Raw genomic sequence first — 12,920 nt, 5'->3', positions numbered from 1 at the left:
TAGTCCTTCTTTTTATGAGATTTCTCCAAAAGTCGAAATAACAAACCGCTTCATATCATCAACAATCTATCTTCTATTTTCTCTTCTCTATTTTCTATGCTCTTTATTCTATTTTCTAGCTTTTATGCTCTACTAATTTATTTCACTTCCAACTCTTCAACTTCATTTAAAACTTCAACTAAAGCTTCAAAAAACATATTAATATGTTCTCTTCTAATAGTTAATGAAGGTAAAATTCTCAATAAATTTTTATTCATGGCACCACCAGTAAAAATATGATGATTATAAATTAAATCTTTACGTAATTGTGCTACTTCAAAATCGAATTCTAAACCAAGCATTAAGCCCTTTCCTTTAATATTTTTTATCTGCGGAATGGTTTTAGCCAATTTAACGAAGTAACAATTCATGTCATTCACATTATCAATTAGTTTTTGCTCATCAATCACTCGTAAAACAGATAAACCAGCAGCGCAAGCTAAATGGTTTCCTCCAAAAGTAGTCCCCAACATACCAAATTTTGCTTTAATACTTGGGTGAATTAAAATGCCGCCAATAGGAAACCCGTTCCCCATGCCTTTTGCTATGGAAATAGCATCTGGCGTTACATTATAATGTTGAAAAGCAAAGAATTTACCCGAACGTCCGTAACCAGATTGCACCTCATCGGCAATAAAAAATGTATTATTAGCTTTACAAAGCGCATCTACTTGTTCAAAAAACTCCGCAGTTCCTTGATCCAAACCACCAACACCTTGGATAAATTCTACAATAACAGCACAAACATCACCTTTTTCAAGTTCTGCTTTTACACCTTCAACATCATTTAAAGGCAAAATAGTTACTGCTTGTTGTGCATTTATTGGTGCAATAATATTTTTATTATCGGTTACCGCAACAGCTGCCGATGTTCTTCCGTGAAACCCATTACTAAAAGCAACAACACGTTTTTTACCAGTTTTAAACGAAGCTAATTTTAGGGCATTTTCATTGGCTTCTGCCCCAGAATTACATAAAAACAACTGATAATCCTTACAACCAGATATTCTTTCAAGCCGATTCGCTAACTTTATTTGTAACGGATTTTGAACAGCATTAGAATAAAACCCTAAGGACTCTACTTGTTTAGAAATTGCCTTAACATATCTTGGATGTGCATGACCAATAGAAATTACGGCATGACCACCGTATAAATCTAGATATTCGGTTCCATTTTCATCATAAACATAAACGCCTTTTCCCGAAACAGGCGTAACATCATACAGAGGATATACATTAAATAGTGGCATAATTATTTGGTTTTTATCTGGTTAATTTTCTCAAAAGAAGCATTTATTCCTTTTATAAGCGAGGAACTCAAACCTTGATGTTCCATTTCGTTTAATCCCTCAATAGTACAGCCGCTAGGCGTGGTTACACGGTCTATTTCCTCCTCGGGATGTTTTCCCGATTGTTTTAATAAACTCGCGGCTCCAAAACAGGTTTGCATAGCTAGTTGGTGGGCTTCATGTGCTTCAAATCCTAACTGAATAGCGCCTTGCGTAGTTGCACGAATTAAGCGCATCCAAAAAGCAATACCGCTCGCACAAATTACCGTTGCTGCTTGCAATTGTTCTTCAGGAATTTCTAAAGCGGTTCCCATGCTATTAAAAATGGTTTTCGCTAAATCACTTTTTTCTTTCCCTTTTATATTGGTAGAAAAACAAGTCATAGATTGTCCTACAGACGCCGCCGTATTTGGCATAGCACGAATCACGTAATAATGAGGTCCAACAATAGCCTCCATTCTTGCAATAGCAAAACCAGTAATCACAGAAATTAACACATGGTTTTCTGTTAAATACGGTTTAAGATCGTTTAAAATTCCCTCAAAATGTCTTGGTTGCACGGCAAAAATAATCACCTCAGCCTGCTTTATAGCTTCAATATTATCTGTTGTTAAAGTTACTTTTTCAACACCTTCAAAGGCTTTAAGAGAACTCAAATTCCGTCTTGTTAAACACAAACTGGTCAATGCATCCGAAGTCAATAAACCTTTTGCAATCGACTGTCCTAAGCTCCCAGCTCCAATAATGGCTACTTTCATTTCGATTTTATTTTTTATTTCCACTCCCGCAGAACGCACTATCTTATCTATTTATATTTTTTGGGCGTTACCCCTCGCTATATTCCTGCCAGGTAAAAAAACCTTGCAGGAAACGCTCACGGTCGGGCTTTCACTACTCGCTCCCTCCTTTGGTCGGGGAGCTCAAACATACCGTTCAATCCCTAACGCACCACGGTTATGTGCTTACTCTAATTCTAAAAATAAGTAGCTTTCAAACCTAATCCTGCTGTTTCATCTAAACCGAACATTAAATTCATATTCTGAACAGCTTGTCCCGAAGCACCTTTCAATAAATTATCAATAATGCTCGTAACTAACAATTTACCGTTATATTTATGTAAATGTATTAAACATTTACTAGTATTTACTACTTGTTTTAAATGTAATTCATCATCGGATACAAAAGTAAATTTAGCATCTTTATAAAAATCTTTATAAATGGCCTTTGCATCTTCAACGCTACCTTCAAAATCGGTATACAGTGTTGCGAAAATACCTCTTGAAAAATCGCCTCTGTTTGGCATAAATATAATCTCGGAAGAAAAACTATTTTGCAGTTGTTTCACCGTTTGATTAATCTCTCCTAAATGCTGATGCGTAAAAGGTTTGTAATACGAAAAGTTATTATCTCTCCAAGTAAAATGCGTAGTTGCAGATAATGATGTTCCTGCACCAGTAGCACCCGTTACCGCATTAATATGTACATCGGTGTTTACTAAACCTTTATCGGCCAATGGCAATAAAGCCAACTGAATAGCCGTTGCAAAACACCCCGGATTAGCAATATAGTTTGCTGTTTTTATAGCATCGCGTTGCAATTCTGGTAAACCGTAAACAAATGTTTTTCCGTTAAAAACCTTATCGGCTTCTAACCTAAAATCATTTCCTAAATCTATTATTTTAGTGTTTTCAGAAAATGAATTATTCGATAAAAATTTCACCGAATTCCCATGACCTAAACATAAAAATAAGACATCAACCTCTGGATTTACGGTATCGGTAAATTCTAAATCTAAAGAACCAACTAAATCCTGATGAATCTTGCTTATTTTATTTCCAGCATTCGATGTGCTAAACACAAAATTAATATTTGCATTTGGGTGGTGCATTAATAAACGTATTAACTCACCAGCCGTATAGCCTGCACCTCCTATAATTCCAACTTCAATATTTTTCATTTTGTATATTTTTTAGAGCGATTAAATTTAAAAAAATCAAACCGCTCCCGGTACTTTTTATGCGTCTAAATTTACTTGTCTGTAAATTTTATTTTGGTTTCCGAAAATTTTAATAAAGCCTTTAGCATCATCTGCTGTCCAAGCTTTATTTTCTTCACCATAGGTACTAAACTTACTCGACATTAAATCGTGACTAGACACAATACCATCTAAAGAAAAATGATATGGTTTTAAGGTTACTGTAACCTCTCCCGACACCATCTCTTGACTGCTTTGTAAGAACGCTTCAATATTTCGCATCACAGGATCTAAATATTGCCCTTCGTGTAAGTGCATACCATAGAAACTAGATAGATATTCCTTATGTTGTAATTGCCATTTAGTAAGCGTGTGCTTTTCTAATAAATGGTGTGCTTTTACTATAATTAAAGCTGCTGCGGCTTCAAAACCAACACGACCTTTAGTACCAACAATAGTATCTCCAACATGAATATCGCGGCCAATAGCATAAGCCGAAGCCATATCATTCAGTTTTTCAATATTAATTTCAGGTAGATTTTTTTCACCATTTAAAGCTACAAATTCCCCTTTCTCAAAAGTTAAGGTTACTTTTTCTTCACCTTCTTTTTCTAATTGTGATGGGTACGCTTCACTTGGCAAGGCTTTTTCCGAAGATAAGGTTTCTTCTCCACCAACACTGGTTCCCCAAAGTCCTTTATTAATAGAATATCTTGATTTTTCCCAAGAAGCTTCAATGCCGTTTGCTTTTAAATAATCTATTTCTTGTTGTCTGCTTAATTTTTCATCTCTAATTGGCGTAATAATCTCAATATTTGGTGCCAATGTTTGAAAAATCATATCGAAACGCACTTGATCATTTCCTGCTCCAGTACTACCATGTGCGATATATTCAGCACCAATACTTTTTGCATATTCTATAATTTCAATGGCTTGAATAATACGCTCCGCACTTACAGAAAGTGGGTATGTCGCGTTTTTCAATACATTCCCATAAATTAAATACTTCACTACTTTTTGATAAAAAGTAGGCACTGCATTAATATTCTTATAAGTTGAAACCCCCATTTTATAGGCGTTACTTTCAATATGCTTAATTTCTTCTTCTGTAAAACCACCGGTATTAACACTTACGGCGTGTACGTCATATTCTTTTGATAAACTTACGGCACAGTATGATGTATCTAACCCTCCACTGTATGCTATTACTAACTTTTTCATTCTATTTTATATAACTTAATTTCGTATTTATTTTAATTGTTTAGACTCGGCCAAAAAACATGGATTAACATAATATCTATAATTTAACTCATCTCTTAATTTCCCTAGTTTTTCTAACTCTTCCACTAATACTTTAGACATTTGAGCTAAAGTAACATGCGTCATCCCCAACAATTCATTATAATAATGAACTTTAGGTGTTTGCGCAATGGAAATAAGAAAACTCTCGGTAAATAACTCCGTCATTCTACTCATTAACAACAAACCAAGGTTATAATTACGGTAATCGCGATTTACCCACAAACAAGCGCGCTCATAAACCGAACGGCCTTTTACGTGATGCTCGTGTGCAAAAATATGACCCAATATCTCATCCCCTCTTCGCAGCAAAAAGCAACCGTTTTTTAACCGCCTTCTTAACAAATCTACACTAACAAAATATAAGGTAGGAAGTTCTTTTGATCTTTCAGAAATAATTTCTAATTCACGCTCAGGAAGTTTATAAACAAGATCAATGTCTATCCCCTCTCGAGAACAATACATTTCTGCTTTTTTAACAACACTAATAGCATCTGTACTCAATATTGTATCCATTTTTTAATATGCCCTTTAAAGCATACATCTATATAACTCAATACCAAACCTAACTGTCTTGAGTTTAAATTAATTAAAGTGTTAAGCATGTATTATTACCATAAACACATACAAAACCGATTCTAAAAAATAACGAAAATTTGAAAGTGAATTACTTTCTTAAAAAAACAACCCCCGAGGGGCGAATTTGAGGAACACACACAACATGAGCTTTAGTACGAACTACTAAAACAGAAGAGATAAGAGATATGTTGTTTCCTGCTTTCACTGAATAACTACCTTAACTATTAACTCTAAATCGTCGGCACAAGCCCCTTTCGTTAATATTATGGAGCAAAATTACAATTAATTATGGATTTACCAACTTTAAACATGAAAAATATTAAGATTTAAAACTATAAAAACACATCAATTAAAACACTGATAAACAACAAAATAAAAAAAACTACAATTCTAAAATAATGTATCTTAAAAAATATTTATCCCAATTTAGTAAACAACTCAAGAATATAGCCTTACCTAAAAATAAGCCAACATAACATATTGATTTACTAATTTTAAATTCTAAACTATCAGATAAAAAAAAGCAAATTTACCGAGATACAGATTTTGAAAATCTTAAAAGAAAACGAATAAGAAAAAAGCGTCCCTGAACTAGCCCGAGAACTATTTATACCCAGATTTGAAGTTGAAATAAACTAATTTTTTTTCATTCAAAAACACCCGCTAACGGTAAGTAAGTATCGGCGTAATAAACAATGTCACTAGCTTGAATGGTTCAATAATATTATTTATTTTTTTGAATTAAATTATTTGAATAATTTAAACTCCAAATCACACAATTTTAATAACTTTAATAGTACAGGCCACTTTGTTCTAATTCTATCAAAAATAATATATAAACAATTATCTTATTTAATTTTATAAATTTGTGCGCACTATGCCATAATAACTATCGATTTTCACGCCCCCAAACTATGAATATGTTTAAACACTTTGTGCTATTTTTTATTATGGCACAAACTTTTTTTTGCTATACGCAGTCTTTAATTACTGGAAACATAAAAGATAGTAGCAATAAACCAATTGAAGGCGCTACTATTGCAATAAACACTGATCCGATAATCTATAGTATCAGTAATTCTAAAGGAGAATTTAATCTTACCAGCATTCCTACAGGTCAGTATACCTTAAACATTTCGCATTTAGGCTTTAAATCGATAAAAGATGCTATACAAGTTGGGTCGACGAATATGGTGTTCAATTATATTTTAAATACCGATTTACTTAATTTACACACCATCATTGTTACAGGAAATTTTACACCAAAAACGCAATTAGAATCCAGTACGTCTATAAGCACACTTAATACTCAACAGATACAACAAGTTATTCCACAAGGCACAGCCAATTTATTACAAAATATATCAGGTACTTTTACCGATGCTTCGGCAGGAGAAGTATTTACTAAAGTTTATACGCGTGGTATTTCGGCTGCAGCCGAAGATGATATGGGTTGGTACTACGTCTCTTTACAAGAAGATGGATTACCGGTTAGTTTAGTACAACATTCGTATTATAGCCCAGATATTTTCCACCGTGTCGATTTAACAACCGCCAAAGTGGAAGCTTTGCGCGGTGGTAGCGCTTCTATAACCGCTATGAATGCGCCGGGTGGCGTTTATAATTTTATATCTCGAAATTCTTCGGAAAAATTAAATGGAGAAATTCAACTTCAAAGTGGTATTCAAGGTGAAGGTAACCCAATTTATAGAGCCGATGCTGTTTTAGGCGGTGCGCTAGGAAACCATTGGTTTTTTAATGCAGGAGGCCATTACCGACATAATGAAGGCGCTAGAAATACCGATTTCATTTTTAGTAAAGGTGGGCAGTTTAAATTTGATGTTAAAAAAGAAAACACGCACGGATATTTTAAACTTTACGGAAAATATTTAAACGATTACACTAATAGATATAATGGTGTGGCTGCTACAAATTGGGAAAATCCACAAGCTGCTTTTGGTCAAGATTTCAATTCAACAGCGTTATTATTACCCGCTTTTAATGCTACCATCCCAGACGGTCGTTATCTAGATGAAGGTGGAACAAATAGTTTTAATCCTTCAAACGGCGTACATGCAAAAGATTTAGCTTTTGGTATCGATTTATTTCAAAATTTAGGCAACCATTGGTCTATAAAAAACAACATGAAGTTTTCTTCAAAAAGCGCCAATTGGCAAACCGCAATAAGTAATGCCTATGTTTCTACCAGCGATTTTTTACTGCCTTATTTAGTAAGCAACGGCAACCCTTTTCCTGTTGGACAGTACGTTTTTAAAGATGCTAATTCTGGTAACGAGGTAGCCAGAATTGATAATAGTGGTATTTTCTCTGGAAATTCTGCTGAATATTTAACCGATGGAAGATTACCAAATGATGCCGTTATGGGAACATCTACTTGGTATAAAGATAATGATGCGAATGAATTTATGCAGCAATTAACCTTGCGAAAAATATGGGATAAGCATGATTTAAATTTTGGTTTTGCTACAGGTTTTTCAAATACTTCGGTATTTACACAAGGTAGTTTTGTGTTTTCAACTTATGAAAACAATCCGAAAATGCTACAGGTTTCTTTAGAAAATCCAGATGCCCCTGTAATGGCTTTATCTGATGAATATGGCGTAAGTAATTATGGTGGATTATTTTTTACGAATAGCCGCGCAAAAATTAGTCAAATAGCGACTTTTGCGAATGACCGTTGGGATATTTCGGATAAACTTGAGCTCGATTTAGGACTACGTTTTGAATCGATAACTCATAAAGGAAGTAACGACCGCTCGGCGCCATTTACACAAGATGGTGGTTTAGACGGCGATGAAAACACCGCCTACGATAACAATATTTTAATGCCAACAGGAGCTCGAGATTATTTTAATTTCACTTATAACTATGTGTCTTATTCTGCTGGTTTAAATTACAAATTGAGTCATGACGCTTCTTTATTCGGACGCTTCTCAAAAGGGAATAAAGCACCGGAATTAAATTATTATTTTAATAATTTCCCAGAGGTTCCTATTAATCAAAAGGGTGAAATGCAAAAAATACATCAAGTTGAATTGGGCTTAAAATCTATAGTAAAAGATTTCTCCTTTACCACAACATTATTTTGGAGTAAATTAAAAGATATAGGTATTACTAATTTTGAAATAGATGAAGATACCAATCGTATTTTTTATACCCCAGTATTATTTAACACCTCGAAAACACTTGGTTTAGAATGGGAAACTGTTTACACTCCTTTTCAAAACTTTGCATTTCGTTTTAATGGTATCCTCCAAGATCCTAAAGCTAGTAAATGGAATATTTATGATGCTGCCGGCACTTTTGATGATTCAGACGATAACACAACGGATTACTCTGGTAACACTTTACCATTTAACCCAAAACTGATGTTTAACCTATCTGCTGAGTTTGAAAAAGACAAAGTATCAGCATTCCTAAAATGGAAATACACAGGGAAACGCGAAGGTAATGTGGCTAATGCTTTTCAACTAGATGCTTACAGTGTTTTCGATGCTGGACTTGGATATAAAATAAACAAAAACCTAAGAGCCAATGTACTAGCAACGAACCTATTAAATTCCGATGGCTTAGCTAATTTTATGGGCGCCAATTCTTTTGGAGCCAACGCTAATGGGGTAACTAAAGACTTTGTAAAGAATAATCCAGACGCGAGTTTTATTGTGGTTCCTATTTTACCACGTGCTACATTACTTCAATTAAATTATACGTTTTAAGAATAAGAACTGTAAAAGCGCTCTTTTAAAACATATTGACATTAAACTAAAAACCTCCGAAAAGCAGTTGCTTCTCGGAGGTTTTTTAACTTTATAATAAACTTATTATTATTCTTTTCTATTTTACAGATTACACTAATTCTGCACTTAATCCTGCATCAAGCAGCATAGAACAACGGGGTTTTAAATCGTCGTACAGCCCAGTTTTAACCGTACACTTTCCTTTATAATGCACTAACATAGCACATTGCTCTGCTTGCTCTGGCGTATGTTCGCAAGCATAAATTAAAGTATTAATAACGTGATCGAACGTATTTACATCATCGTTATGCAAAACAATCTCGTTTTGAGTTAAAACCTCTTCTTGTAGTAATAATTCTTCGAATGTTTTTTCCTGTGTACTCATAATCAATAGTTTGCTTTCTCATGTTTTCTTAGTAGAAAACAGCTGGTTAACCCTTTAAATTGGATACTAATTTAAAAATTTTAATGATACCCAATTGTTTCTTTCCAACTTTTCTTCAAATTTTAACAAATATTTTTCACATTCCGCGGTTATCTTCGGGATATCCTCGGCGTAAAATCCGCTTAAAAATAGCATCCCATTTTTATTTAAACATGCGGCATAGGCTGCCATATCTTGCAGTAAAATATTTCTATTAATATTGGCGATAATCACATCGTAACGTTTACCTTTTAAAACAGAGGCATCGCCTTCTATCACCGTAATATGCTTACTATTATTACGCGCTACATTTTCTAAACTGTTTAAGTAACACCAATTATCATAATCTACCGCATCTAATGGTTTGGCGCCTTTCATTTCTGCAAGAATAGCTAAAACACCTGTACCACAACCCATATCTAAAACCGATTTATCTTTTAAATCTGTTTTTAAAATATGCTGAATCATCATGTGGGTGGTTTCGTGATGTCCGGTTCCAAAACTCATTTTTGGCTCTATAATAATATCGAACGTAGTCTCTGGTTTTTCATGAAACGGTGCGCGAACAGAACAGGCATTATCTACAATTATGGGGTTAAAATTCTTTTCCCATTCTTCGTTCCAATTGGTTTGTTCTATTTCATCGAACTCGTATATAATTTCAAATTCATCGGAATTTAATATTTGAATACCCTTTAAAATATCGGTATACCATTCTTCTTTTTGAATGTATGCCGTAACGCCATCTTCATTTTCAACAAAGCTTTCGAAACCTGCGTAACCAAGTTCGGCTATTAAAATTTCTACTCCGGGTTGCAATGGGGCTACTTTAAAATAGTAGCCTATATAAATTGTATTTGACATTTGCTTTTTTATTGAAGTGCAAATTTAAGTGTTATTAACGGAGTTCGTTATAAAATTTTATTAAAAAATGGATTCTGTTTTTTTGCCACGAATTCACGAATTTTTTTGAATAGTTTTATGAAGGATTAAAACGAATAAAAATACCTGATAGTTTTTTAGTCCCATGGTTTATGTGATTTCTCCTTTCCTCGAAATGACAAAGATTATACTAAATGATGATGCTTTGCCTACTTGTACTTTCCGTAGTTTTTGTCATACCGACGTTAGGAGGCATCACACGCGATTCCGCAAACATGGGTGCTAATTGTTTTAATTTATGACGAGAAAAAGTATGTGTGATTTCTCCTTTCGTCGAAATTGTAAAGATTATGCAAAATGATGCTGCTTTGCCGACCTGTACTTTCAGTTGTTTTTGTCATACCGACGTTAGGAGGCATCACACGCGATTCCGCAAACATGGGTGCTAATTGTTTTAATTTATGACGAGAAAAAGTATGTGTGATTTCTCCGTTCGTCGAAATGACAAAGATTATGCAAAATGATGATGCTTTGCCTACCAGTACTTTCCGTGATTTTTGTCATGCCGATGTTAGGAGGTATCCCATACGATTTCGTAGACATGAGTGCTAATTGTTTTAGCTTCTTACGAGAACAAACATGTGTGATTTCTCCTCTCGTCGAAATGACAAAGATTATGCAAAATGATGCTGCTTTGCCTACCAGTACTTTCAGTTGTTTTTGTCATGCCGACGTTAGGAGGTATCACACGCGATTTCGCAAACATGAGTGCTAATTGTTTTAATTTATGACGAGAAAAAGTATATGTGATTTCTCCTTTCGTCGAAATGACAAAAGCTATACTAAATGATGATGCTTTGCCTACCAGTACTTTCCGTGATTTTTGTCATGCCGATGTTAGGAGGTATCACACGCGATTCCGCAAACATGGGTGCTAATTGTTTTAATTTATGACGAGAAAAAGTATGTGTGATTTCTCCTTTCGTCGAAATGACAAAGATTATGCAAAATGATGCTGCTTTGCCGACCAGTACTTTCAGTTGTTTTTGTCATGCCGACGTTAGGAGGTATCGCACGCGATTTCGTAGACATGAGCCTTTCTTTCCGTTTTATGAAAATAAAAAAAACACCTTATCAAATGAATGATAAAGTGCTTTATATTTAAAATTAACCGAACGTTAAAAAAAAATAAACAAACTAACTGTTGAAACTATTTTTAACAGATTAGCCCGCGTTAGGGATTGAGGCTTTGTTGGAGCTCCTCGAAGAGAGCGACTGCCGAAAGCCCGACCCTTTATGGGTAACGCCCAAATTATTTTTAATTATTTGTTTGTATTAAAAGGCATTTACAATGGCGAAAAAATCGTCTGCATTAAGTGCTGCGCCACCAATTAAACCGCCATCTACATCTGGTTTAGAGAAAATTTCTTCGGCATTTGCTGGTTTAACACTACCACCGTAAAGAATAGACACCCCATCGGCCACATCGTTTCCGTACTTATCTGCTAATGTTTTTCTAACAAAGGCGTGCATATCTTGTGCTTGCTCTGGACTTGCAGTTTCGCCAGTTCCAATAGCCCAAACAGGCTCGTATGCCAATACTATATTTTGAAACGCCGCTCCTTCTAAATGAAATAAAGCGTTTTTAATTTGATCGCCAACGATTGTTTCTTCGTTTCCAGATTTTCTATCGGCTAACTCTTCACCAAAACAGAAAATAACACGCATGCCTTTTGCTAAAGCTGCATCGGTTTTTTTTGCTAGGGCTTCATCGGTTTCGTTAAAATACTCACGACGCTCACTGTGTCCTAAAATTACGGTATTAATACCAATACTTTTTAACATACTTGCGCTAATTTCGCCAGTGTAAGCGCCATTTTCTGCAAAGTGCATGTTTTGTGCAATAACCTCGATATTTGAATCTTTTAACGCTTTGTTAGCCTCCAATAAATTGGTAAAGGTTGGTGCTACCATAACCTCGGCGTTAGAGCTTGTTGTTTGTTGTTTTAAAGCAGTAATTAACGCTTGTGTTTGCGTTAAATCGTTATTCATTTTCCAGTTTCCTGCTACGATGTTTTTTCTCATGATTGCCATTTAACCCTCCCAAAAGGAAAGGACTGTTTTATTTAATTAATAATTGTTGTTTTCTACTGCTAAAATAGTTAATTTTTTATTGCTTTTAGCAACTTATCGTCATCGGCTTCAATAACATTAAATACAACGATTTCGCCAGCTTTATTTACCACCATATATCGCGGAATCCAGCTGATATTTACAAAATCGGCAAAATCGCAATCTTTCCCGTTTGCCATAAAATAATGATCGCCTGTTACTTGATATTTTTCAATACCACGTTTCCATGCGCCTTGTTCTTTATCTAACGACAAAAACACGTAAGCCAATTCTGGATTACTAGCTTGCAAGGCTTTAACCTTTGGCATACCTTTAATACAGTCGCTACACCAAGAGGCCCAAATATCGATGACAATGGTTTTACCTTGATGCTTATCGAGGATACTTTGAAAGGTAGCTTGGGTACCATTTAAGGTTACAAAAGTATCATTTAAAGCTTCTGTAGAAAATTGAGTCGGTTCACTTTTACAGCTTAAAAAACTAATAAATACAATAAAAATATAGGTTAACTTATTCATATAAAAAGGATTTATAATGGTTTC

General features: G+C 34.6%; 10 protein-coding genes. 1 reads left to right on the top strand and 9 read right to left on the bottom strand.

The features are described from left to right. Positions 1-137: 137 nt before the first annotated feature. From FQU21_RS10540 to FQU21_RS10520, 5 genes are all read right to left on the bottom strand, one after another. Positions 138-1,289, bottom strand: a complete 1,152-nt coding sequence (locus FQU21_RS10540; RefSeq protein ID WP_147677969.1) for an aspartate aminotransferase family protein — start codon at positions 1,287-1,289, stop codon at positions 138-140. A 2-nt stretch (positions 1,290-1,291) separates the two neighbouring features. Continuing rightward, positions 1,292-2,086 (bottom strand): pyrroline-5-carboxylate reductase, encoded by a 795-nt coding sequence (proC, locus tag FQU21_RS10535; RefSeq protein WP_147677968.1) that lies wholly within the window; start codon positions 2,084-2,086, stop codon positions 1,292-1,294. Between the two features lie 215 nt (positions 2,087-2,301). Next, complete coding sequence (gene argC, locus FQU21_RS10530) at positions 2,302-3,285, bottom strand: N-acetyl-gamma-glutamyl-phosphate reductase (protein ID WP_147677967.1); 984 nt, start codon at positions 3,283-3,285, stop codon at positions 2,302-2,304. A gap of 57 nt (positions 3,286-3,342) precedes the next feature. Next, a complete protein-coding gene (locus FQU21_RS10525; protein ID WP_147677966.1) occupies positions 3,343-4,524 on the bottom strand; it encodes an argininosuccinate synthase in 1,182 nt (393 codons plus the stop codon). 27 nt (positions 4,525-4,551) lie between these two features. Further along, positions 4,552-5,118: a GNAT family N-acetyltransferase gene (locus FQU21_RS10520; protein ID WP_147677965.1), complete on the bottom strand. Its 567-nt coding sequence runs from the start codon at positions 5,116-5,118 to the stop codon at positions 4,552-4,554. A gap of 1,013 nt (positions 5,119-6,131) precedes the next feature. Between FQU21_RS10520 and FQU21_RS10515 the strand changes: the two genes are divergently transcribed. Further along, positions 6,132-8,918, top strand: coding sequence for a TonB-dependent receptor (locus tag FQU21_RS10515; RefSeq protein WP_246124820.1), 2,787 nt, complete (start codon positions 6,132-6,134; stop codon positions 8,916-8,918). Positions 8,919-9,048: 130 nt separating this feature from the next. Here the strand turns inward: FQU21_RS10515 and FQU21_RS10510 are convergent, their stop codons facing one another. The 4 genes from FQU21_RS10510 to FQU21_RS10495 form a co-directional block, all read right to left on the bottom strand. Further along, positions 9,049-9,324 (bottom strand): ATP-dependent Clp protease adaptor ClpS, encoded by a 276-nt coding sequence (locus tag FQU21_RS10510; protein WP_147677963.1) that lies wholly within the window; start codon positions 9,322-9,324, stop codon positions 9,049-9,051. A 66-nt stretch (positions 9,325-9,390) separates the two neighbouring features. After that, positions 9,391-10,227: a 50S ribosomal protein L11 methyltransferase gene (gene prmA, locus FQU21_RS10505; protein ID WP_147677962.1), complete on the bottom strand. Its 837-nt coding sequence runs from the start codon at positions 10,225-10,227 to the stop codon at positions 9,391-9,393. A 1,353-nt stretch (positions 10,228-11,580) separates the two neighbouring features. Then, positions 11,581-12,330, bottom strand: coding sequence for a triose-phosphate isomerase (tpiA, locus tag FQU21_RS10500; RefSeq protein WP_147677961.1), 750 nt, complete (start codon positions 12,328-12,330; stop codon positions 11,581-11,583). A 77-nt stretch (positions 12,331-12,407) separates the two neighbouring features. Continuing rightward, a complete protein-coding gene (locus FQU21_RS10495) occupies positions 12,408-12,896 on the bottom strand; it encodes a TlpA family protein disulfide reductase (protein ID WP_147677960.1) in 489 nt (162 codons plus the stop codon). Positions 12,897-12,920: the final 24 nt, after the last annotated feature.

Origin of the sequence: Algibacter pacificus (assembly GCF_008033385.1) — a bacterium.
Classification (GTDB): Bacteria; Bacteroidota; Bacteroidia; order Flavobacteriales; family Flavobacteriaceae; genus Algibacter; species Algibacter pacificus.
Note: the sequence above shows the minus strand (reverse complement) of the source record. Positions and strands in the feature narration are given on the sequence as shown.